This is a genomic window from Shinella pollutisoli, assembly GCF_024609765.1.
In the GTDB taxonomy this organism is placed as follows: Bacteria; Pseudomonadota; Alphaproteobacteria; order Rhizobiales; family Rhizobiaceae; genus Shinella; species Shinella pollutisoli.
In genome coordinates this window covers 13,707-35,658 of record NZ_JANFDG010000005.1, presented here as the reverse complement: position 1 = coordinate 35,658, position 21,952 = coordinate 13,707, and the positions used below count along the sequence as shown (strand labels likewise).

At 68.0% G+C, this 21,952-nt stretch carries 18 protein-coding genes; 9 read left to right on the top strand and 9 right to left on the bottom strand.

Annotated elements, in window-relative coordinates:
• Positions 1-11: 11 nt before the first annotated feature.
• From NNZ72_RS05535 to NNZ72_RS05525, 3 genes are all read left to right on the top strand, one after another.
• Positions 12-1,205, top strand: coding sequence for an aq_1923 C-terminal domain (locus tag NNZ72_RS05535; protein WP_257313828.1), 1,194 nt, complete (start codon positions 12-14; stop codon positions 1,203-1,205).
• A gap of 187 nt (positions 1,206-1,392) precedes the next feature.
• The gene (locus NNZ72_RS05530) at positions 1,393-2,808 is read left to right on the top strand and encodes a cytochrome P450 (RefSeq protein ID WP_257313825.1); all 1,416 of its coding nucleotides are present in this window, start codon (positions 1,393-1,395) and stop codon (positions 2,806-2,808) included.
• Positions 2,805-3,809, top strand: coding sequence for a lysophospholipid acyltransferase family protein (locus NNZ72_RS05525; RefSeq protein WP_257313823.1), 1,005 nt, complete (start codon positions 2,805-2,807; stop codon positions 3,807-3,809). The genes NNZ72_RS05530 and NNZ72_RS05525 overlap by 4 nt, the downstream gene beginning before the upstream one ends.
• Before the next feature lie 144 nt (positions 3,810-3,953).
• On the opposite strand, the gene aspS is transcribed toward NNZ72_RS05525, so the two are convergent.
• Positions 3,954-5,741 carry an aspartate--tRNA ligase gene (gene aspS, locus NNZ72_RS05520; RefSeq protein WP_257313820.1) on the bottom strand — a complete coding sequence of 596 codons (1,788 nt, stop codon included), beginning with the start codon at positions 5,739-5,741 and terminating at the stop codon, positions 3,954-3,956.
• Between the two features lie 131 nt (positions 5,742-5,872).
• A complete protein-coding gene (locus tag NNZ72_RS05515; protein ID WP_257313818.1) occupies positions 5,873-7,042 on the bottom strand; it encodes a hypothetical protein in 1,170 nt (389 codons plus the stop codon).
• 155 nt (positions 7,043-7,197) lie between these two features.
• On the opposite strand from NNZ72_RS05515, the gene NNZ72_RS05510 reads away from it, so the two are divergent.
• The 3 genes from NNZ72_RS05510 to rnd all read left to right on the top strand — a co-directional run bounded on the left by NNZ72_RS05510 (position 7,198) and on the right by rnd (position 11,136).
• Positions 7,198-8,445 (top strand): MFS transporter, encoded by a 1,248-nt coding sequence (locus NNZ72_RS05510; protein WP_257313816.1) that lies wholly within the window; start codon positions 7,198-7,200, stop codon positions 8,443-8,445.
• Between the two features lie 74 nt (positions 8,446-8,519).
• Positions 8,520-9,902: a multicopper oxidase family protein gene (locus tag NNZ72_RS05505; protein ID WP_257313814.1), complete on the top strand. Its 1,383-nt coding sequence runs from the start codon at positions 8,520-8,522 to the stop codon at positions 9,900-9,902.
• An 88-nt stretch (positions 9,903-9,990) separates the two neighbouring features.
• Positions 9,991-11,136 carry a ribonuclease D gene (gene rnd / locus NNZ72_RS05500; protein WP_257314217.1) on the top strand — a complete coding sequence of 382 codons (1,146 nt, stop codon included), beginning with the start codon at positions 9,991-9,993 and terminating at the stop codon, positions 11,134-11,136.
• A gap of 43 nt (positions 11,137-11,179) precedes the next feature.
• Here rnd and NNZ72_RS05495 read toward each other — a convergent pair whose 3' ends face one another.
• From NNZ72_RS05495 to NNZ72_RS05470, 6 genes are all read right to left on the bottom strand, one after another.
• On the bottom strand, positions 11,180-12,253 hold the full coding sequence (locus NNZ72_RS05495) for a calcium-binding protein (protein WP_257313811.1): 1,074 nt from the start codon (positions 12,251-12,253) through the stop codon (positions 11,180-11,182).
• Positions 12,254-12,342: 89 nt separating this feature from the next.
• Positions 12,343-12,933, bottom strand: coding sequence for a DUF922 domain-containing Zn-dependent protease (locus NNZ72_RS05490; RefSeq protein WP_257313808.1), 591 nt, complete (start codon positions 12,931-12,933; stop codon positions 12,343-12,345).
• Positions 12,934-12,944: 11 nt separating this feature from the next.
• Positions 12,945-14,465: an exopolyphosphatase gene (gene ppx / locus NNZ72_RS05485; protein WP_257313805.1), complete on the bottom strand. Its 1,521-nt coding sequence runs from the start codon at positions 14,463-14,465 to the stop codon at positions 12,945-12,947.
• 11 nt (positions 14,466-14,476) lie between these two features.
• Complete coding sequence (locus NNZ72_RS05480; protein WP_257313803.1) at positions 14,477-16,690, bottom strand: RNA degradosome polyphosphate kinase; 2,214 nt, start codon at positions 16,688-16,690, stop codon at positions 14,477-14,479.
• 130 nt (positions 16,691-16,820) lie between these two features.
• A complete protein-coding gene (gene hdaA, locus NNZ72_RS05475; protein WP_257313800.1) occupies positions 16,821-17,507 on the bottom strand; it encodes a DnaA regulatory inactivator HdaA in 687 nt (228 codons plus the stop codon).
• 7 nt (positions 17,508-17,514) lie between these two features.
• A complete protein-coding gene (locus tag NNZ72_RS05470; protein WP_257313796.1) occupies positions 17,515-18,633 on the bottom strand; it encodes an AI-2E family transporter in 1,119 nt (372 codons plus the stop codon).
• Positions 18,634-19,195: 562 nt separating this feature from the next.
• Between NNZ72_RS05470 and purM the strand changes: the two genes are divergently transcribed.
• From purM to NNZ72_RS05455, 3 genes are all read left to right on the top strand, one after another.
• A complete protein-coding gene (gene purM / locus NNZ72_RS05465) occupies positions 19,196-20,269 on the top strand; it encodes a phosphoribosylformylglycinamidine cyclo-ligase (RefSeq protein ID WP_257313795.1) in 1,074 nt (357 codons plus the stop codon).
• Positions 20,266-20,931 (top strand): phosphoribosylglycinamide formyltransferase, encoded by a 666-nt coding sequence (gene purN / locus NNZ72_RS05460; protein WP_257313793.1) that lies wholly within the window; start codon positions 20,266-20,268, stop codon positions 20,929-20,931. Before purM ends, purN begins: the two co-directional genes overlap by 4 nt.
• 65 nt (positions 20,932-20,996) lie before the next feature.
• Complete coding sequence (locus NNZ72_RS05455; protein WP_257313791.1) at positions 20,997-21,248, top strand: hypothetical protein; 252 nt, start codon at positions 20,997-20,999, stop codon at positions 21,246-21,248.
• A 96-nt stretch (positions 21,249-21,344) separates the two neighbouring features.
• Here NNZ72_RS05455 and NNZ72_RS05450 read toward each other — a convergent pair whose 3' ends face one another.
• Positions 21,345-21,950: an NUDIX domain-containing protein gene (locus tag NNZ72_RS05450; protein WP_257313789.1), complete on the bottom strand. Its 606-nt coding sequence runs from the start codon at positions 21,948-21,950 to the stop codon at positions 21,345-21,347.
• Positions 21,951-21,952 lie beyond the last annotated feature (2 nt).

Genomic DNA, 21,952 nt, shown 5'->3' with positions numbered 1-21,952 from the left:
GAGCCATACCCATGATCCGAACCCCGCATCTCCGTTCCCTCCTCGCCGGCGCGGCGCTCGCCTTCGCAGCCAGCCCCGCCCTCGCGCTCGACGGCGCGGACCTGATGGCCAAGCTGAACGCGACCTATGCGGCGGGCGGCATCTCCATCGGCTATTCGAACCTCTCCGTCGACGGCTCGACCGTGACGCTGGACGGGGCGGAGCTGAAGGCCGGCTCGCAGACGCCGGCGAAGATCGGCACCGTGACGATGGAGGGCGTCGAGGAGGACGGCAGCGGCGGCTACACGATCGAGACCGTCTCCTTCGAGGACATCAACGTCACCGACAAGGGCGCGACCGTCTCGGCGCGCGACCTGTCGCTCACCGGCGTCACCGTCCCGGCCAACGCGACCGGCGGCACGCTCGATTCGCTCCTGATGTACGAGACGGCGAGCACCGGCCCGATCTCCGTCTCGAAGGACGGCAAGGAGCTCTTCTCCATGTCCGGCATGGAGGCGAACGTGACGCGCACGGACGGCGACGCCGGCCTCGAATTCGACGCGACCTTCTCCGACCTCAAGGCCGACATGACGCAGGTCGAGGATCCGAAGGCCAGGGATACGCTGCAGAAGCTCGGCATCTCGTCGCTGGAAGGCACCGTCAGCATGGCCGGCAGCTGGGAGCTCGCCGACGGGCGCATCAGCGTCGACGAATACGCCTTCGACTTCAAGGATATCGGCCGCCTCAACCTGGCGCTGGAGATCTCCGGCTACACGCTCGACTTCGTCAAGGGCATGCAGGAGGCGATCAAGGCCGCCGAGTCCAACCCCAACAAGGAGGAGGCGAACGCGGCGATGGGCATGTCGATGATGGGCCTCGTCCAGCAGCTCACCTTCAACAGCGCCTCGATCTCGTTCGAGGACGCCTCGATCACCAAGAGGCTGCTCGACTTCGCCGGCGCCGAACAGGGCGTGACCGGCGAGCAGATGGCGCAGTCGCTGAAGGGCCTCGTGCCGATCATGATCGCCCAGCTCAACATGCCGGAGCTGCAGAACCAGATCGCCGCCGCGGTCAACACCTATCTCGACGATCCGAAGAACCTGACGATCAGCGCCGAGCCGGAAAACCCCGTTCCCTTCCCGATGATCATGGGTGCGGCCATGGGGGCGCCGAACACCATCCCGCAGGTGCTCGGCGTGAAAGTCACGGCGAACGACGAGATGTGAGACGCCGGCGACCGGCCTTTCCGCCCGGCGCGCCCCGCGCCGGGCTTTTCTCTTGTGCATCGCACGTCGGCGGTTGACAGCCGGACGCCGGGCGCTAAACCGGAAGCTTGTGTTTTCCCGCAATTCCGGACGCAAGACCGCTGCACACCCTTGCCGGAATCGCTTCAGTCAAGCAGATGGACGTGACATGCTTTCCTGGCTCCAGCAACCGGTGAACTTCAGGGAGGTGCTGTCCGACGAGGCCTTCGAGCCGGCGCATGCCGAATACTATTCCGGCCCGCCGGGCAAGCCGCTGAAGCTGCTCCTGCAGGCGCGCACCGACTTCCTGTCGATCTGGCGCGCGACCGACTATGCCGAGAAGGTGTCGCAGATCCGCATCCTCGGCCGGCAGGTGGTGCTGGTCAATTCGCCGGAGCTCATCCGCCAGGTCGTCGTCAAGCGGCACGAGAACTTCGAGCGCAAGAGCCCGCAGATGCGCCGCGCGCTGGAATATCTCCTCGGCGACGGGCTGTTCATCTCCGACGGCGAGACCTGGAAGCAGCGGCGCGGCCTCGTCGCCGACATCGTCCACATGAACCGCGTGCCCTCCTTCGGCCCGATCATGGAGAAGACGGCGGGCGAGCTGGTCGAGCGCTGGGCCGGGATTCCCGAGGGCCAGACGCTCAACGTGCTGCACGAGATGGCGGGGCTGACGGCCGAGATCATCTCGCGCAGCGTCTTCGGCAACCAGCTCGGCGAGGACAGCGCCAACGCCGTCACCGACAGCTTCACCAGCTACCAGTCGCTGATCGATTCCATCAACCTCGGCTATTTCATCGGCTTCGACGAGGGCCTGCCGGTCCTGCGCACGCCGTCGCTGCGCCGCTCGGTCAAGCGCCTGCACCGCATCATCGACAAGGTGGTGGAGGATCACCTCGCCGGGCGCGGCGACCACAATTCCATGGTCGAGCTCCTGATCCGCCGCCAGCAGCGGAGCCCCGAGCTGAAGCTCGACGTGGTGGCGCTGCGCAACGAGGCGGCGACGATCTTCATGGCCGGCCACGAGACCACCGCCGCCACCCTCACCTGGGCCTGGTATCTGCTGTCCCGCGCGCCCTGGGTCGAGCGCGCCGTGCATGCGGAGCTCGACCGCGTCTGCGGCGGCCGCGCGCCGACCATCGACGACGTGCCCCGGCTCGAATGGTGCAAGGCGGTGATCGAGGAATCGCTCCGGCTCTATCCGCCGGTGCCGATCCTCGCCCGGCAGAACAAGCAGGCCGACACGATCGGCGACATCGACGTCGCCCCCGGCTCGCTGATCCTGATCGTGCCGTGGCTGCTGCACCGCACGCCGAGCCTGTTCACGGCGCCGCACGAATTCCGCCCCGAGCGCTTCATGGGCGGCAAGCGGCCGACGCCCTACAGCTACATCCCCTTCGCGAGCGGCCCGCGCGTCTGCCCGGGCCTGCATTTCGGCCTCACCGAGGCGGTGCTGTGCCTCGCCATCCTCGCCCAGCGCTTTCGCGTGCGGGTGGCCGAAACGCACAAGGTCGAGCCGATGTGCCGGCTGACGCTGCGCCCGCGCGGCGGCCTGCCCGTGACGCTGGAACGGAGGGCGGCATGACGGAGGAGAGCGCGAAGCCGCGACCCGTCTCGCGCCGCAGGGCGTGGATCTTCACCCGCCGCGACCGGCCGGGGCTTCGCGCCTTCCTGGCGGGCGGCGAGGAGCGCAAGGCGTTCCTGCGCCACTGGGTGCACGACAACCTCTGGAACGCCGCCAATCTGCTGGGCCATTTCTCGATGAAGCTCCTGCCGATGGACGCCTGCTCGGCCTTCGGCGCGAAGCTCGGCGTCTATGCAATCCCGCGCTTCCACAGACGAGCCGAGAAGCGCGCGCGCGCCACGATCCGCCAGCTCCGCCCCGATCTCTCGCCGGCCGGGCAGGAGGCCCTGCTCGTCGAGAACTGCAAGGCGCAGGGCCGGCTGATGACGGAGTTCTCCGTCGTCAACCGCATCGCCAGGCACCCGGAGCGCATCAGCCTGCACGGGCTGGAGATCATCGAGAAGGCGACGCGCGAGGGACCGACGATCATCGTCGGCCTGCACCTCGGCAACTGGGAGATCGGCCCGATCATCCTGCAGAGGATCGGCGTGTCGCCGCACGCCTTCTACGTGCCGCCGGTCGGCCGGGCCAAGGCGTGGATCGCCGAGCGCGTGCGCCGCAAGGCGGGCCTCAACTTCCTGCCGCCCGGCTTCCAGGGCGTGCGCCCGGCGGTGAAGATCCTGCGCGAGGGCGGCGTCGTCAGCGCCTTCTGCGACGAGGGCTTCGCCACGGTGATCCGCGGCCCCTTCTTCGGCCGGCCGCCGCACATGGAGGGCAACATCGCCCTCGTCGTCCGCCTCGCCCGCATGACCGGGGCGACGATCTGCCCCTGGTACAACATCCGCACCGACGGCTTCCGCTTCGAGGCCCATGCGCTCCCGGCGATCAAGCTGCCGCCGGAGGAAAAGCCCGGCGAGCGGGCGGTCGAGGACATGCTCCTCCTCAACGCCGCGGTCGAGCCGATCGTGCGGGCGCATCTCGATCAATGGTACTTTTTGGATAATTCGCTGCGGCCGCTGTGAGGCGGGCGGCTTAGCCCCTCACCTGCCTGCCGGCATCCTCTCCCCCAAGCGGGGCGAGGAACGATGGGCGCACCGTTTTCCCCTTCTCCCCGCCTGCGGGGAGAAGGTGGCGGCAGCCGGATGAGGGGCAATCCCCGAGCGCCCTCAGTCCTTCTTCGACGGCACCACGCGCAGCGCCAGCTCGCGCAGTTGCGTCGGCGTCGCGGGGCTCGGCGCGCCCATCAGCAGGTCCTGCGCCTGCTGGTTCATCGGGAAGAGCGAGATCTCGCGGAGGTTCTTCGCGCCGACGAGCAGCATGACGACGCGGTCGATGCCGAAGGCGCAGCCGCCGTGCGGGGGCGCGCCGTACTGGAAGGCGCGGTAGAGGCCGCCGAAACGCTCCTCGACGTCCGCCTGCGACAGGCCGACCTTCTCGAAGGCCTTGACCATCAGCTCCGGCGACTGGTTACGGATCGAGCCCGAGGCGATCTCGAAGCCGTTGCAGACGGCGTCGTACTGGTAGGCCTTGATGGAAAGCGGATCCTCGCCCTCCAGCGCCTCCAGCCCGCCCTGCGGCATCGAGAAGGGATTGTGGGCGAAGTCGACCTTCTTCTCGTCCTCGTTCCACTCGTAGAAGGGGAAGTCGACGATCCAGCAGCACTCGAAGCGGTCGCGGTCGACGAGGTTCAGCTCCTCGCCGGCGCGGGTGCGCGCCTCGCCCGCGAACCTGTGGAACTTGGCCGGGTCGCCGGCGACGAAGAAGCAGGCGTCGCCGTCGTCGAGACCGAGCTGCGTGCGGATCGCCTCGGTGCGCTCCTCGCCGATGTTCTTGGCGAGCGGGCCGGCGCCCTCGAGCTTCTCGCCCTCCTTGCGCCAGAAGATATAGCCGAGGCCCGGCTGGCCCTGGCTCTGCGCCCAGGCGTTCATGCGGTCGCAGAAGGCGCGGGAACCGCCGGTCTTCGCGGGGATCGCCCAGACCTCGACCTTCGGGTTGGACGCGATCATGTTGGCGAAGACCTTGAAGCCGGAGCCGGCGAAATGGTCGGTCACGGCCTGCATGACGATCGGGTTGCGCAGGTCCGGCTTGTCGGAGCCGTATTTGCGGATCGCCTCGTCATAGGGGATGCGCGGCCAGTCGTTCGTCACCGGCTTGCCGTCGGCGAACTCCTCGAAGACGCGGGTCATCACCGGCTCGACCGTCTCCCAGATGTCCTCCTGGGTGACGAAGCTCATCTCCAGGTCGAGCTGGTAGAACTCGCCCGGCAGCCGGTCGGCGCGCGGGTCCTCGTCGCGGAAGCAGGGGGCGATCTGGAAATAGCGGTCGAAGCCCGCGACCATCAGGAGCTGCTTGTACTGCTGCGGCGCCTGCGGCAGGGCGAAGAACTTGCCCTCGTGGATGCGCGACGGCACGAGGAAGTCGCGCGCGCCCTCCGGCGAGGAGGCCGTCAGGATCGGGGTCGCGTATTCGCCGAAGCCGGCACCGTTCATCTCGCGGCGCATGGCGGCGATGATCTGCGTGCGCTTGACGATGTTGCGGTGGAGCGTCTCGCGGCGGAGATCCAGGAAGCGGTATTTCAGGCGCACGTCCTCCGGATAGTCCGGCTCGCCGAAGACCGGCAGCGGCAGCTCCTTCGCCGCCGACAGCACCTCGATCTCCTGCGCGTAGAGCTCCACCTCGCCGGTCGGCATGTTCCTGTTGACCGTCTCTTCGGTCCGCGCCTTGACGAGGCCGTCGACGCGGATCACCCATTCGCCGCGCACGGTCTCGGCCAGCTTGAAGGCCTTCGAGTCCGGGTCGGCCACGACCTGGGTGATGCCGTAATGGTCGCGCAGGTCGATGAAGAGCACGCCGCCGTGGTCGCGGACGCGGTGGACCCAGCCCGAGAGGCGGACGGTCCCGCCGACGTCGGACTTGCGGAGGGCGGCGCAGGTGTGGCTGCGGTAGCGATGCATCGTCTTATCCTGAAATGCTGATGGCCGCGCCGGGGAAGCCCCACGCGGCAACGTCGCGAAAGTCGCGCGGAAAAGCGCATGGTCGGCTCGATTTGTCAAGGCTGGCGGGTCTTTTGCCGGGGCGGCCGCGCTCAGGCCCTGTCCGGCGCGTCGATCGGCTTGCCGACCTCGTTCTGGACGATGAGGAGGATCGACGTCGTTATCACGTCGATCCAGCGGTAGAGGACCCGAACCAGCTCGGGCTCCGGCGGCTCGGCCTCGGAATCGAAATCCACCGTATCCTGCTCCAGGTGGCCGTAGTGCTGGTGCACGACCGAGGACAGGCGCGGATAGGTGATGTCGTGGAACATGTCTCCGAGCGGCGAGATGTGCGCCTTGCGCCGCGTGCTCCGGAAGAGGCCGTCGAACCCGCCGAGGGCGTGCGCCAGCTCCTCCCGGCTGCGCGCGTTCTCGCTGCTCTTCGGCTCCCGGAGTCGGGTTTCGAGGCGGCTGAATATCTGCATGCGCGGACCGATGAATTCGGGGCTGAGCCAGTCCACGTAGAGATTCAGGAAGGCCTCGTAGGCCATCCTGACGATGGCGGACGCCTGCTCCAGGTGCCCATCCGACAGGAGCTGCCGGATGACGGTCAGCGACGTCACGTGGCGCCGGAGCAGGCTGTCGAGCATCTGGTGGAAATGCAGCTCCCCGCCCGGTCCGAGGTGGAACTCCCGCAGGGCGGCGCGGCTTTCCGCACAGAAGCCCATCAACCGGTCGAGGACGAGCGGCTGGTTGTGCTCCTCGTCCGGCACGAGGCCGGGGAGATACGCCTTCTGGCGGGAGGGAATGCACTTCCTGCAGGTCAGCACGTCGTCCTTGTGCAGGACCACGACGGCATGGGCGCTCCTTGCCGCGGGAGGCTTGTAGATGGCGCAGGGCACCCATTTGATGTTGAGCTCGCGATAGGCGAAGAACGAGACCTCGTCGTCGGGGCAGACCCATTTCGACGGTTTCGGGCAGAGCGGATTCCAGTAGATTTCCAGCAAGGGGCGGAACCCCCGCCTGATCCGGGCGACGCTGTTGGGAACGGCGCGCTCGTCGAACTGCAGGACGTGCCGGACCTCGCCGGCCTCCCACAGATAGAAGCCCGGCGTGATGTCATCGATCCGCATCCTCGTGAGGCCGACATCGACGAGGCCCATGAAGTGCCCCGAGAACAACCGGGAATACTGCGGGTCCGGGATGAGGTCGGGCTCGACATGGATCCGCTCGGGCGGGATCCATATCGTCTTTCCGACGCGGGAATGCGTTTTCTCGTCCATCGCAAGCCGATCCTGCGCCCTCGTGGAAGACATGGACGGCCATGCTATCGCCGCGGGGCGGCCGGGCGCAACAATTCCGGCCCGGAACGGGTCATTCCGTCCCTCCGGGCCGCCTGCCCTCTCCCATTCCGGAAATCCTCAGCCATAGTGCCGGCATGTCGCAGATTCGCCCCCTGATTCCCCTCCTCGTCACCGCCGGCATCCTCATCGGAGGCAACGGCCTGCAGGGGACGTTCATCTCGCTCAGGGCCGCCGAGGAGGGATTCTCCACCTCGCTGATCGGCCTCGTCGGCGCCGGCTACAGCATCGGCTTCGCCATCGGCTGCGTCTACGTCACCCGCGTGCTGAGGGCGATCGGGCATATCCGCGCCTTCTCGGCCATGGCGGCGATCGCCGCGTCGGCGGCGCTGTCGATGGTGCTCGTCATCGATCCCCTCTTCTGGTTCGCGATGCGGCTCGTCTCCGGCATCTGCTTCGCAGGCCTCTTCGCCACCGTCGAAAGCTGGCTCAACGCCGCCGTCACCAATTCCAACCGCGCGCGCACGCTCTCCATCTACCGCCTCGTCGACCTCGGCTCGGTGACGGCGGCGCAATATCTCATCCCCGGCGTCGGCATCGGCGGCTTCCAGCTCTTCGCCATCATCTCCATGGCGCTGACGCTGTCGCTCGTGCCGATCTCGCTTGCCGACCGCTCCAGCCCCACCGTGCCGGAGGCGATCCGCTTCGACGTCAAGAAACTCTGGAACATCTCGCCGCTCGCCACCATCGGCTGTATCGTCGTCGGCCTGACCAACGCCGCCTTCCGCAACCTCGGGCCGATCTACGCGCACGAGATCGGCCTCTCCGTTACCGCCATCGCCAGCTTCATGAGCGCCGGCATCGTCGGCGGCGTGGTGCTGCAATATCCGCTCGGCATCTATTCCGACCGGCTCGACCGGCGGATCGTCATCATCGTCTCGACGCTCGGCTCGATGCTCGCGGCCCTCTTCCTCGCCTTCCTCGCCGGCTCCGACGAATGGCTGAATCTCGCCGGCATCTTCGTCTTCGGCGCCTTCGCCATGCCGCTCTATTCGCTCTGCTCGGCGCATGCCAACGACCACGCGGCCGACGGCGAGCACGCGCTGGTCTCGGCCGGCCTTCTGTTCTTCTGGTCGTGCGGGGCGATCATCGGGCCGCTCTTCGCCTCGATCCTGCTCGACCTGTTCGGGCCGCAGGCGCTGTTCCTCTACACCGCCGTCGTGCTCGCCGCCTTCATGGCCTATACGGTGCTGCGCATGGGCGCGCGGCCGGCCGTGCCCGCCGGCGACGAGCGGCGCAGCCGCTTCCGCACGCTGCTGCGCACCTCCTTCTTCTTCAACAAGCTCGCCGCCGCCGCCGAGAAGGAACGCGACCGCAAGCGCTGAGCTGCGGCGAAGTGACAGCATTGCTGACGGTTCCGCTCAGGTTTAAGAAGGGGCGGCAGCCAGAGGAGACCACCATGCTGAAGAGACGCACGCTTCTCAAGGGCGCGCTCGTCGCCGGCGCCTATGCGGGCGGGCTCGCCCTTGCCGGGCGCTTCTCCGGCGCCGCGGCGCGGAGCACGACGACGCTTGCCGCGCGGCCGACCGAGGCGCTGATCACCGACGGGGCGCCGACCCGCGGCGCCATGACCTACGGCGACGGCGAGGTCCCGCCGGTGCTGCGCATGACGCGCGGCGCACCCTTCTCGCTCAGGCTCGACAACGCGCTCGACGAGCCCACCACCGTGCACTGGCACGGGCTGCGCATCGATAACGGCATGGACGGCGTGCCCTTCCTCACCCAGCCCTACGTCTATCCCGGCGACGGCTTCGACTATGCCTTCACGCCCCCGGACGCCGGGACCTTCTGGTACCATCCCCATTGCAACACGCTGACGCAGATCGGCCGCGGCCTTGCCGGCGTCGTCGTGGTGGAGGACCCGGCCGATCCCGCCTTCGACGCCGAGATCGTCCTCAACCTGCGCGACTGGCGGCTCGGCGGCGACGGCCAGTTCATCGCCCAGTTCAAGCCGCGCGACGCCGCGCGCGCGGGCACCTTCGGCACGGTGCGCACGGCGAACTGGCGCCAGTCCCCGCAATATGACGCGCCGGCCGGCGGGCTGGTGCGGCTGAGGCTCGCCGCGACCGACGTGACGCGCATCCTCTCGCTCGTCGTCGAGGGCGCGCAGGCGCAAGTGATCGCGCTCGACGGCAATCCCGTCGCCGAACGCTTCGCGCTCGACAGGCTGCTGGTCGGCCCCGGCCAGCGGCTCGACCTCTGCCTCAGGATGCCGGATGCCGAGGGCGCTGTCGCGGCGCTGCGCGACCTGCGCGGCACGAAGCCGGCGACGCTCGCCACCTTCCGCGCCGTCGGCAGCCCGCTGAAGCGCGACGTCCGCGACCTCTCCGCGCTTGCCGCCAATCCGCTTGCCGAGCCCGATCTGTCCGCCGCCACGGAGATCCCCTTCGTCCTCAGCGCGTCCGCCGAGGAGCGGCCGAAGGACGGCATCTGCGGCTCGCTCGGCTACAATTTCTGGGCGATCAACAAGGTGCCGTGGGCCGACGACACGGGCGACCCGACCGCGCCGCTCGCCGAGATGAAGGCCGGCCGCACCTATGTCTTCAACGTCGAGAACCCGACGCCGCAGGCGCATCCCCTGCACCTGCACGGCCTCGTCTTCCGGCCGATGAACTCCAGCAAGCAGGTGCTGCGCCCGCATTTCTCCGACACCTATCTCATCCTGCCGGACGAGAAGGTGCAGCTCGCGCTCGTCGCCGACAATGTTGGCGACTGGGTGTTCCATTGCCACATCATCGAGCACCAGAAGACCGGCATGACGAGCTACGTGCGGGTGACGTGAGGCGGAACTTTTCGATTGTGGCAAAACGGTGGACCGTCTAAACCTGCCCGATCAAAAATCCTGAAAGCCCGCCCGAACCGACATGCAGATCATCGAAACCACCGCGGCCCTCGCCGAAGCCTGCCGGACGCTCGCCCGTTCCGAGTTCCTGACCATCGACACGGAGTTCCTGCGGGAAACCACCTTCTGGCCGGAACTCTGCCTGATCCAGCTCGCCGGGCCCGAGACCGAGGTGATCGTCGACCCGCTGGCCAAGGGGCTCGATCTCCAGCCCTTCTTCGAGCTGATGGCCGACGCGTCGGTGCTGAAGGTCTTCCACGCCGCGCGGCAGGACATCGAGATCATCGTCAACCGCGGCGACCTCATCCCGCATCCGATCTTCGACACGCAGGTCGCCGCCATGGTCTGCGGCTTCGGCGACAGCGTCTCCTACGACCAGCTCGTGCAGAAGATCAAGGGCGTGCACATCGACAAGTCCTCGCGCTTCACCGACTGGAGCCGCCGGCCGCTCTCGGAAAAGCAGCTCGAATACGCGCTCGCCGACGTCACGCACCTGCGCGACGTCTATCTGGCGCTGAAGGACAAGCTGGAGAAGGCCGGCCGCTCGCTCTGGCTCACCGAGGAGATGGCGATCCTGGAGGCGCGCGAGACCTACGACCTGCACCCCGACGACGCCTGGAAGCGGCTGAAGCTGCGCGTCAAGAAGCCGGTGGAGCTCGCCGTGCTGCAGAAGGTCGCCGCCTGGCGCGAGCGCGAGGCGCGCGCCCGCAACGTGCCGCGCTCGCGCATCCTCAAGGACGACACGATCTACGAGATCGCCCAGCAGCAGCCGGCCGACGCCGAGGCCCTGGCGCGGCTGCGCACCATCCCCAAGGGCTGGGAGCGCTCGCAGGCCGGCACCGCGCTGATCGAGGCGATCCGCGAGGCGCTGGCGATCCCGAAGGCGGACCTGCCGCGCCTGCCGCGCCAGAACCACGTGCCGGAAGGGGCCGCGGCCGCAAGCGAGATGCTGAAGGTGCTGCTGAAGCTCGTCGCGGAGAAGGAAGGCGTGGCGGCGAAGATCGTCGCCAATTCGGATGACCTGGAACGGATCGCCATCGAGGGCGAGGATGCCGACGTGCCGGCGCTCTCCGGCTGGCGCCGCGAGCTCTTCGGCGAGACCGCGCTGAACCTCATCGGCGGCAAGGTGGCGCTGCGCTTCGTCGACCGCAAGATCGAGGCCGTCGAGCTTTGACGTTCCCGCGGGCGCCGGATGCGACGCCCGCGAAAGCCAAGCGTCAGAGGATGAAGTCGCCCTTCACGAAGTCGATCGCCCCTCTGAAGAGGATCGAGAAGTCCGCCTTTCCGTCTCCGTTCACGTCGCCGTAGAGATAGGTGTTGCTGCCCTTCTTCTCGTAGCGCAGCTCGCCGGCTTTGCCGCTGAAGGCGTCGTCCTCGATGAAGGTGAAACTCTGGTCGCTGTAGCTGCCTCTCTGCTGGTTGGCGTCGATCGCCTTGAGGTTGATCTTGTCGCCCTGGCCGTGCGAGAAATCGTACACCGTGTCTCGGCCCGATTTCGCCACGGTCGACTCCGCGATTGACTTGAAGACAAAGACATCCGCGTTCTTGCCCCCGGAGAGCTTGTCGGCGCCCCTGCCGCCGTAAAGCGTGTCGCTGCCGGCATCGCCCTTCAGGGTGTCGTTGCCCGTACCGCCGTGAAGCGTGTCGCCGCCGGTGCCGCCGATCAGGGTGTCGTTGCCGGAGCCGCCGATGAGCGTGTCGTTGCCGCTGCCGCCCTGCAAGATGTCCTTGCCCGAGTCGCCGGATATCAAATCGGCGCCCGAGCCGCCGAAGAGCTTGTCGTTGCCGCTGCCGCCCGAGAGCCTGTCGTTGCCCGTGCCGCCGTCGAGCGTGTCCCGCCCGGCGCCACCCGAAAGCACGTCGCGGCCGCCCCCGCCCTTGATGACGTCGTTGCCGGCGCCGCCGGAAAGCTGGTCGGCATATTTGGTGCCGGTGATCTTGTCATGGCCGGACAGGAGGTAGTTCAGCGCCCCCTTGGCGTTGTTCTCCTCGAAATAGTCGTAGATCTTCGAGGCCTTGAGGTTGAGGCCGGTGACGGAGAGCAGCTTCGCGCCGCTCACCACGACGTCCAGGCCCTTGACCGTGCCGGCGGTGACGTCCTTGAGCGTGCCGCCCGACTGCTTGAACCTGATGCCGCTGCCGCTGAAGAGCGTGTAGTTCGACGCATTGTCGTAGAGCTTGACGGACTTGGATGTCGCCCGCCAGAAATCGTAGCCGGCGAGCGCCTCGATATCGAGTGCCGCGAACTCGACGCCCGCCCCTCCGACCGCCTTCGTCTTGAAAGTCGCCATATCAATCTCCCCTTGCCGAAACGCGTTCCTGACCAACTGCCGCGGATGCTACCGGAAGGCGCCCGGCAAGACAACACGGCGGCGTTTTGCTAGCGCGGATCAACCAGCCCGAGCACGAGCTGGTGGACATTGCCGCCCTCGCCCATCTCGACGCGGTCGAACTCGCGGCTGCGGGCGCGCTGGGCGTTGGAGAGCGCGCCGAGGCGGGCCTGCAGGTCGGCGCGGATCTTGCGGCATTCCGGATCGTTCTCCGCCGTCAGGCCGACGCTCATCGCCTCGATCTCGCGCACCATGTCCTTGATGAAGTCGCCATGCACCTTCTCGTGCGCGGCGACACCGGCCGCAAAGGTCTCCCAGCGGCTCCTCAGCGGCTCGGAAAGCTTTCCCTTCGCCTTCGGCAGCGTGTAGGTGATCACGAGCTTCGGCCGGTTGACGGCGATGACGCAGGCGTCGCCGCGCCGCTCGTACTTGCGCGTCCAGGTGAGCTTGAAGGTGGTATGGGCGATGACGCGGGCGAGCCCGAGCTTCGGGCCGCGCGCGCCGATCGAGCGGTAGAGGTCGATGCCGCTCTGCCCCTCCACCGCATAGGTCTCGACGCGCTCGACGGCCTGCCAGTCCTGCGCCGCCGCGGCGGTCGGGAAAAGCAGGCCGGCAAGAAGGAGGAGGCTCGTCGTCCGCACGGCACACGCCCTCACAGGAACCGGAAGGCGAGGTTCTTGCCGGTGAGCCGGGCGAGCTGCTGCAGCCGGCCGTCGAGCCGTTCGCCGGCAAGCTCGGAATAGTCCGGCGGCACGACGAGGTCGAGGTCGATGCCGGGCGCCGGCGACGGGCGGAAGGCGAGGCTCGGCACCACGCCGGGCATGGAGGCGGAGAAGAGATAGGCGATGCGCAGGAGCCCGCCGAGCAGCTTGGCGAGCGACCGCAGCCGCGGCGTGGCGATCGCCGAGAGCGGCCCCGTCTCGCCGTCGTCGTTGAGGCCCTCGAAGCGGTAGTAGTTGGCGAGCGCGATATAGGCGCGGCCGGGATGGCTGATGCCGGTGAAGGTGCCGTGGGCGATGATGTTGAGCGCCTGCAGGCCGCGATAGTCCGGATGCGCGCGCCAGCTGATGTCGGCGAGCAGGCAGGCGGCCTGGCGGTAGCGGCTCTCCTCCTCGCTCTCCTCGATGCCGAAGACGGGCATCATCCGCCCGGTCCAGTCGGCGATCTCGCGGGCGTGCTCGGGCGAGCGGGCGCGCAGGATGGCGAGCTCGCCGGCGGCTGCCAAGAGCGGATCGCGCGCCTTCTCGCGCTCCGGCAGCAGCGAATAGAGATAGCCCTCGCGCACGCCCTGGCCGGAGAAGACGACGCGCGACGGCTTCATCAGCGCGATCGTCTCCTGCATCGCCACCGCCCCGAAGGGCAGGAGGCCGCGGCGGGCCTTGGAGATGGCGGCATAGGCGCCGTCCTTGGTGTCCTTCGCCGTCACCACGTCCGTCAGGAAGTCCATCGCCTCGGAAAAGCCGATCTCGTAGCCTTGGATCATGTGCAGGGGATAGTCGCACATCTGCATGTGCAGGGCGCCGAGCGCGCGCCAGGTGCCGCCGACGGCGTAGAAGGCGCGGCCCTGGCCCGCCTTCAGCGCCGCGGCGTTGCGCAGGTATTTCCGCGCCACGGTGCGGGCCTGGGCGACGGAGCCGCCGGAGGCCTCCGACAGCCGGATGCCGCCGAGCGGCAGGGTGACGCCCTTGCCGATGCGCCCGCCCGCCACGTCCACGAGCTCCAGCGAGCCGCCGCCGAGGTCGCCGACGACGCCGTCCGGGTCGTGAAAGCCGCTGACGATGCCGAGCGCGGAGAAATAGGCCTCCTCCTCGCCGGTGAGCACCCGCACCCGGCCGCCGAGGATCATCTCCGCCTGGCGGATGAAGTCCGGGCCGTTCTCCGCCTCGCGGGCGGCGGCGGTGGCGAGCGCGTAGATGGTGGAGGCGCGGGCCTGTTTCGACAGAGCCTTGAAGCGGTGGAGGGCGGCGAGCGCGCGCACGACGCCCGCCTCGTCCATGCGGCCGGTCTTCGCCAGCCCCTTGCCGAGACCGCACATGACCTTCTCGTTGAAGAGGATGGCCGGCGTGCGGTTCATGCCCTCGTAGATGACGACGCGAATCGAGTTCGAACCGATGTCCACGACGGAGACCGGGGCAATTCCAGGCAGACGCCCCTGGGCTTCAGATTCGACCATGCATGTCCAGTTTACTTCTTCCGGCGGCCTTGCCAGCCCGCGATCGCCTTCGGTGCGCTGGACTTCAGGGCCTCGCCCCGGCCCGACAGGCTGGGGTTGGTCATGAAGTAGTGCTGAGCGTTGAACGGCTCGGTTCCGGGCTGCACCTCCATGCGCCGCGACGTGCCGTCGGCCAGGATCTCGTAGCTCTGCTGGTTGTCGATCAGATTGCCCAGCATGATCTGCGAGAGGACCTGCTCATGCACCGTCCGGTTGATCAGAGGCACGAGTGTCTCGACCCGCCGGTCCAGGTTGCGCGGCATCATGTCCGCCGAGCCTATATAGACCAGCGCCTTGTCGGAGGGAAGCCCGTGGCCGTTGCCGAAGCAGAAGATGCGGGAGTGCTCCAGGAAGCGGCCGACGATGGATTTCACGCGGATGTTGTCGGACAGACCCGGCACCTGCGGGCGCAGGCAGCAGATGCCGCGCACGACGAGGTCGATCTCGACGCCCGCCTGGCTGGCGCGGTAGAGCGCGTCGATGATCTCCGGGTCGACCAGCGAGTTCATCTTCATCCAGATCGCCGCCGGCGCGCCGTTCCTGGCGTGCTGGATCTCCTCCTCGACGTGCTTGAGGATGCGCGGGCGCAGCGTATAGGGCGAGAAGGCGAGCTTCATGCCGGCCTCCGGCTCGCCGTAGCCGGTGATGAAGTTGAAGATGTTCGCCATGTCGTTGGCGATCGTCGTGTTGCAGGTGAAGAAGGACAGGTCCGTGTAGATCTTCGCCGTGACCGGATGATAGTTGCCGGTGCCGAGGTGGCAATAGGTCCTGAGCCGGCCCTCCTCGCGGCGCACCACCATCGACATCTTGGCGTGGGTCTTCAGCTCGATGAAGCCGAAGACGACCTGCACGCCGGCGCGCTCCAGGTCGCGCGCCCAGCGGATGTTCGCCTCCTCGTCGAAGCGGGCCTTGAGCTCGACCAGCGCCGTCACCGACTTGCCGGCCTCGGCCGCATCGACCAGCGCGCGCACGATCGGGCTGTCGTTGGAGGTGCGGTAGAGCGTCTGCTTTATCGCCAGGACGTCAGGATCGCGCGCAGCCTGGAGCAGGAACTGGACCACCACGTCGAAGCTCTCGTAGGGATGGTGGACCACCATGTCCTTCTCGCGGATGGCGGCGAAGCAGTCTCCGGCGTGCTCGCGGACGCGTTCGGGAAATCGCGCATTGTAGGGCTCGAACCTGAGGTCGTCGCGCGGCGCCTTGGCGATCTCCGACAGCGTGTTGAGGGCGAGCAGGCCGGGGAGGACCGCGACGCGGTTGTCCGGCACGCCGAGTTCGCCGACCACGAAGCGGCGCAGCGATTCCGGCATCTCCGAATCCGTCTCGATGCGGATCACCGAGCCGCGGCGGCGGCGCTTGAGCGCCGTCTCGAAGAAGCGCACGAGATCCTCGGCCTCCTCCTCCACCTCGATATCGCTGTCGCGGATGATGCGGAAGGTGCCCGAGCCGCGCACGATATAGCCGGGGAAGAGCTTTCCGATGAAGAGCCCGACGACGTCCTCCAGCGTGATGTAGCGGATCGTCTGGTCGACGTCCGGCAGGCGGATGAAGCGGTCGAGGGCGACGGGCAGGCGCAGGAGCGCCGTCATCGGCTCGCGCCCGTGCGTGCTGTCGAGCTGCAGGCCGATCGAGAAGCCGAGGTTCGGGATGAAGGGGAACGGGTGCGCCGGGTCGATGGAGAGCGGCGTCAGCACCGGGAAGATCGACTGGTTGAACTCCTGCTGCAGCCAGACCTTGTCCTCGTTGGAGAGCGCGGAGGGCCGCACGATCAGGATGTCCTCGCGCGCGAGATACTGCTGCAGCACGGCGAGCGAGGCCTGCTGCTCCATCTGCAGGTTGTCGATCTCCTTCAGGATGTCGTCGAGCTGCTCGGCCGAGGTTTTCCCGTCGGGGCTGCGGATGCCGACGCCCTGGCGCACCTGGCCTTCCAGCCCGGCGACGCGCACCATGAAGAACTCGTCGAGGTTCGCCGCCGAGATCGACAGGAAGCGCACCCGCTCCAGGAGCGGATGGGCCGTGTTCAGCGTCTCCTCGAGGACGCGGCGGTTGAACTGCAGCCAGGAGAATTCGCGGTTGATGAAGCGCGTCGGGCTCGCCATCAGCTCGGCGACGGGATCGGCCGCGCCACCTTCGGGCACCGCCTCCGCCGGCTGTTCCAGAGAGGCTTGCGAAGCTGCTGTATCCATTTCAAAATCCGCCCTGAAGCCTTTGTGTCACGCATTGTCCTTGCGCAAAACCGCGTTCCGCGCTTTTGCTGGAAATGCTCCGTGCCCGATACCCGGCTCGTACAGCAGTTTGACGACGGAACTGTGACAGTCAATCCTCGCCGCCGACCATCTCGCCGAGCACTTGCCGCGCGAGCGCGCGGGTGATGCGGCTGCCGCGGGAGAGCGCCAGCCGGTCGAGGCGCTCCACCAGCGTCTGCGCCGCCTCCAGCGAGCGCTCCATGCGCGCGACGATGTAGGCGACGAGGCGGTCGTCGACGAAGAGCTGGCGGTCGGCGAAGAGCTTCACGATCACCTGCGAGAGGAGCTCGTCGTCGGGCTCGCCGATCTCCACCACCGTCGCCGCCTTGAGGCGCGAGGCGAGGTCCGGCAGCGTGACCGGCCAGGACATCGGCCAGAGGCGGCTCGTCATCATGAGCGTGTGGCCGTTCTGGCGGACGGTGTTGATCATGTGGAAGAGCGTGCGGTCGTCGAAGCCGTCGCGGTCGGCGTCCTCGACCAGCACCGGGCCGCGGGCAGCCGCCTCCTCCGCGCCGGCGCCGGGCCGGGCGACGACGAGGGCCGCGCCCGCCTTCTCGCGCCAGACGGCGGCGAGGTGCGACTTGCCGGAGCCGACCGGGCCGGCGATGACGGCGACCGGCGAGCGCCAGTCCGGCCAGGCGTCGACCAGCGCCACGGCCGCGTTCACGGGTGCGGCGACGAGCAGGTCGTCGCGGCCCGTCGCAGGCTCGTGCCCGAAGGCCAGCGGCAACTGTTCGGCGGTCTTTCGCGATGTCATGGCATTCTCATTCCGGCGGAATGTTCTCTTCGACGAGGGTCGGCTTGCTGTGGCCGTGGTAGAGATCGCTGTCAAGGTAACGCTCGATGCCGAAGCGCACAAGCACGCCGACGGCCGCCGCCGCGGGCACCGCGACGAGCAGGCCGACGAAGCCGAACAGCGCGCCGAAGGCGACGAGCGCGAACATCAGCCAGACCGGATGCAGCCCGACGCGCGAGCCGACGAGCTTCGGCTGGAGGATGTTGCCCTCGATGAACTGGCCGACGAAGAAGATGGCGACGATCATGCCGACCGACATGTAGTCCGGCCAGAACTGGACGACGGCGACGCCGACCGACAGAACGAGGCCGACCAGCGAGCCGACATAGGGGATGAAGCTGATCAGCCCGGCGAAGAGGCCGATGAGCAGGCCGAAGTTGAGCCCGGCGAAGGAAAGCCCGATGCCGTAGAACAGGCCGAGGATGAGGCAGATCGAGCCCTGGCCGCGCACGAAGCCGGCGACCGCGTCGTTCACCTCCTGCGCCAGCCGCCGGACGGTCTCGACATGGTCGCGCGGCACCATGGCGTCGATCTTGGCGATCATCCGGTCCCAGTCGAGCAGCATGTAGAAGGCGACGACCGGGGTGATGACGAGCAGCGAGGCGATGTTGACCAGCGCCATGCCCGAGTTCCAGATCTGCTTGACGACCGTGCCGAGGAAGCCCGCCCCCTCGCCGAGGATGGTCGAGAAGCTCTGCTTGATCGTGCCCATCTGGCTGCTGATCCAGCCCGGCAGAAGCTGCGGGTCGAAGCTCGTGACGAGCTCCTGCAGCTTGGCGATGTAGCCCGGCAGCTTCTCCAGGAAATCCGCCGCCTGGGTGGCGAGCAGCGGGATGACGATCATCAGCGACAGCGCGAAGAGCACGACGAAGGCGATCAGGATGACGACCGTCGCCATCGTCCGGGAAAGGCCGAGCCTCTCCAGCCGGTCGGCCACCGGATCGAGGAAATAGGCGAGCGCGAGGCCGGCGATGAAGGGCAGCAGGATGTCGCTGAAGACCATCAGGAACAGGATGAAGGCGGCGAGCGCGATCAGCCAGAAGACGACCTGCCGCTTCAGTCCCGCGCCGCTGATATGGGCTGCCATCGCTCGTTTTCCCGCTTCCTTTGCTGAGGAGATAGGATGCGGGGGGAAGAAAGGTCAAGGCTCGGCGGCACGGCCGAACGGCCGGCGGCCCGTGGATCGCCGTGTTTTCGGCTTGGAGGGCCTACGGTTTTCCTCGATTTCCCCAGAGTGTATCCCTGGGCACTCGCCTCTGGCCTGCCGATCTCCCCCCTTTGTGGCAGGCGATCGCATGTGGCAAGGCGATCGCATATGGAAGGAACCCGTTGCGGCACTCCCTTCTCCCCCGCGGGGAGAAGGTGCCGGCAGGCGGATGAGGGGGATGCCGAAGGCAAGAAAACGCAAAGGATTTCCACCCGTATCACCCCCTCATCCGACCCTTCGGGCCACCTTCTCCCCGCCGGGGAGAAGGGAAGAACGGCGACGTCGCATTCCATATGCGATAGCCCTTCCCGCAAGGGGATGCCCGGCAGGGAGGGGGTACACCCAGCGGTAAAAAAATCCCCGTATTCCCGGCATTCTCCTTGCACTTGCCGCCCCGCCATGCCAATCGGGCGGCAAGAGCCTCAAGCCGGAGACGAGAGCCATGAGCCAGTCGGAAAAGAGCGGTCTGACCTACAGCGACGCGGGCGTCGACATCGACGCGGGCAACCTGATGGTCGAGAAGATCAAGCCCGCCGTCCGCTCCACCCGCCGTCCCGGCGCCGACGGCGAGATCGGCGGCTTCGGCGGCCTGTTCGACCTCAAGGCGGCCGGCTTCACCGACCCCGTGCTCGTCGCCGCCAACGACGGCGTCGGCACCAAGCTCAAGATCGCCATCGACGCGGACCGCCACGACACCGTCGGCATCGACCTCGTCGCCATGTGCGTCAACGACCTCGTCGTGCAGGGCGCCGAGCCCTTGTTCTTCCTCGACTATTTCGCCACCGGCAAGCTCGATCCCGCGCAGGGTGCGGCGATCGTCGAGGGCATCGCCGAGGGCTGCCGGCAGGCGGGCTGCGCGCTGATCGGCGGCGAGACGGCGGAGATGCCCGGCATGTATTCGCATGGCGACTACGACCTCGCCGGCTTTGCCGTGGGCGCTGCCGAGCGCGGCAAGCTGCTGCCTTCCGGCGACATCGCCGAGGGCGACGTGATCCTCGGCCTTGCCTCTTCCGGCGTCCATTCCAACGGCTATTCGCTGGTGCGCCGGATCGTCTCGCTCTCCGGCCTCGGCTGGGACGCGGCGGCCCCCTTCGACACGGGAAAAAGCCTCGGCGAGGCTCTGCTGACGCCGACGAAGATCTATGTGAAGCCAATTCTGAAAGCGATCCGCGAGACGGGCGCGATCAAGGCGCTCGCCCATATCACCGGCGGCGGCTTCCCGGAGAACATCCCGCGCGTGCTGCCGAAACACCTCGCCGCCGAGATCGACCTCGACGCGGTGAAGGCGCCGGCCGTGTTCTCGTGGCTCGCGAAGACCGGCGGCGTCGCGGCAACGGAAATGCTGCGCACCTTCAACTGCGGCGTCGGCATGATCGCCGTCGTGCCCGAAGACAAGGTCGAGGCGGTGTCCGCCGTGCTGACGCGCGAGGGCGAGAGCGTCTTCCGCCTCGGCCGCATGGTGGCGCGGAGCGAAGGCTATACCGGCACCGTCTACAAGGGCGCGCTCGCCCTATGAACGGCCCGCGCAAGCGCGTCGTCGCCTTCATCTCCGGCGGCGGCTCCAACATGCTGGCTCTGGCGAAGGCGGCCGCGGCACCCGATTTCCCCGCCGAGATCGTCGCGGTCTTCTCCGACAAGGCGGAGGCCGGCGGGCTCGAAAAGGCAGCAGCCCTCGGCATCCCGACCCGGGCCTTCCCGCGCAGGGATTTTTCCGGCAAGGAGGCGCACGAGGCGGCGATCCTTGCGGCCCTCGACGCCCACGCGCCGGATCTCATCTGCCTCGCCGGCTACATGCGGCTCCTCTCCGCCGCCTTCATCGCCCGCTACGAGGGCCGCATCCTCAACATCCACCCGGCGCTGCTCCCCCTCTTCCCGGGCCTCGACACGCACCAGCGCGCCATCGACGCCGGCATGCGGATCGCCGGCTGCACGGTGCATTTCGTGACGGAAGGCATGGACGAGGGCCCTTCGATCGTCCAGGCCGCCGTGCCGGTCCGGCCGGACGATACGGCCGGGACGCTCGCCGCGCGGGTGCTGACGGTCGAGCACAGGAGCTATCCGCTGGCGCTCCGGCTGGTGGCGGAAGGCCGCGTGCGCATGGAAGGCGGCAGGGCCGTCGCCGACGGTCCGCTGCCGTCCGTCGAGGGCGCCTGCCTCATCTCGCCGGCGGCGATCTGAGCCGCCGTTCCCGGAACCTCCACGCTGCCGGAACGTTGGTCTTCAAGATCAACGGGAGAAGCGCCATGCCCCATGCGCCAAAGACGGCCGGAGCGCCGGACATCAAGGACCAGGACGTCACCAACGAGACCACCGACGCCTCGCTGAAGGGCCGCGACGGCCGCAGGGAGGTCGAGCCGGACGACGTCATGTCGAAGCGGGCCGCGGCGGAAGAGCTGCGCCAGGCGGGACATGCCGGCGACAGCTTCATCGTCGCCTCCGACCTCGAGGACGACGACGAGCGCGATGCCGCGCCGGGCACCCGGGAGCAGCCCTGACGGCAGAGGCACCGCGCGTCCGAACGGACGCGCACCTACATCCTTGAATCGAAGCCACCTTTCCGCGCTCGGGCAATTCCGTCCAGGCGCGGAGTTCTAGGCTTTGGGCACGAATTCCGCGCGGTTCAGCATCAGCCATTGCAGCAGGATGATCGTCTTGGCGTCGAGGATGCCGCCGGAGGCGACGAGGGCGCAGGCCTCGTCGATCGGCATGACGACGATCTCGATGTCCTCCCCCTCGCCCTCCACGCCGCCGCCCTTGCCGGCCGGCCGGCCGGCGTCGACCGTGGCGACGAAGCAGCTCACCCGCTCGGTCACCGTGCCCGGGCTGACATAGGTGTCGAAGAGATGGCGCGCGCCGGAGACGGCATAGCCGGTCTCCTCCATCGCCTCGCGCTCCACCGTCGCCGCAGGGCTTTCGCCTTCGAGAAGGCCGGCCGGCACCTCCAGCAGGAAACCGTCTTCATGGCCGCCGAAGAAGGCGCCGGGACGGAACTGCCGCACCAGCACGACCGCCTGGCGCGCCGGGTCGACGAGAAGCACGGCGGCCGCGTGGCCGTGGTCGTGCACCTCGCGGTCGAGCCGCTCGGTGCGGCCGTCGGCGCGGGTCTGCTCCAGCACGATGGTGCGCAGGTGGATGAAGCGCTTCCAGACGGTGGTCTCGTCGGCGATGCGGATGGCGGAGGCGGTGTCGGCCGTCATGG

Coding starts and splice junctions, on each gene's coding strand:
- NNZ72_RS05535 (WP_257313828.1), top strand. CDS start 12: ATGATCCGAACCCCGCATCTCCGTTCCCTCCTCGCCGGCGCGGCGCTC.
- NNZ72_RS05530 (WP_257313825.1), top strand. CDS start 1,393: ATGCTTTCCTGGCTCCAGCAACCGGTGAACTTCAGGGAGGTGCTGTCC.
- NNZ72_RS05525 (WP_257313823.1), top strand. CDS start 2,805: ATGACGGAGGAGAGCGCGAAGCCGCGACCCGTCTCGCGCCGCAGGGCG.
- aspS (WP_257313820.1), bottom strand. CDS start 5,741: ATGCATCGCTACCGCAGCCACACCTGCGCCGCCCTCCGCAAGTCCGAC.
- NNZ72_RS05515 (WP_257313818.1), bottom strand. CDS start 7,042: ATGGACGAGAAAACGCATTCCCGCGTCGGAAAGACGATATGGATCCCG.
- NNZ72_RS05510 (WP_257313816.1), top strand. CDS start 7,198: ATGTCGCAGATTCGCCCCCTGATTCCCCTCCTCGTCACCGCCGGCATC.
- NNZ72_RS05505 (WP_257313814.1), top strand. CDS start 8,520: ATGCTGAAGAGACGCACGCTTCTCAAGGGCGCGCTCGTCGCCGGCGCC.
- NNZ72_RS05495 (WP_257313811.1), bottom strand. CDS start 12,253: ATGGCGACTTTCAAGACGAAGGCGGTCGGAGGGGCGGGCGTCGAGTTC.
- ppx (WP_257313805.1), bottom strand. CDS start 14,465: ATGGTCGAATCTGAAGCCCAGGGGCGTCTGCCTGGAATTGCCCCGGTC.
- NNZ72_RS05480 (WP_257313803.1), bottom strand. CDS start 16,690: ATGGATACAGCAGCTTCGCAAGCCTCTCTGGAACAGCCGGCGGAGGCG.
- hdaA (WP_257313800.1), bottom strand. CDS start 17,507: ATGACATCGCGAAAGACCGCCGAACAGTTGCCGCTGGCCTTCGGGCAC.
- NNZ72_RS05470 (WP_257313796.1), bottom strand. CDS start 18,633: ATGGCAGCCCATATCAGCGGCGCGGGACTGAAGCGGCAGGTCGTCTTC.
- purM (WP_257313795.1), top strand. CDS start 19,196: ATGAGCCAGTCGGAAAAGAGCGGTCTGACCTACAGCGACGCGGGCGTC.
- purN (WP_257313793.1), top strand. CDS start 20,266: ATGAACGGCCCGCGCAAGCGCGTCGTCGCCTTCATCTCCGGCGGCGGC.
- NNZ72_RS05455 (WP_257313791.1), top strand. CDS start 20,997: ATGCCCCATGCGCCAAAGACGGCCGGAGCGCCGGACATCAAGGACCAG.
- NNZ72_RS05450 (WP_257313789.1), bottom strand. CDS start 21,950: ATGACGGCCGACACCGCCTCCGCCATCCGCATCGCCGACGAGACCACC.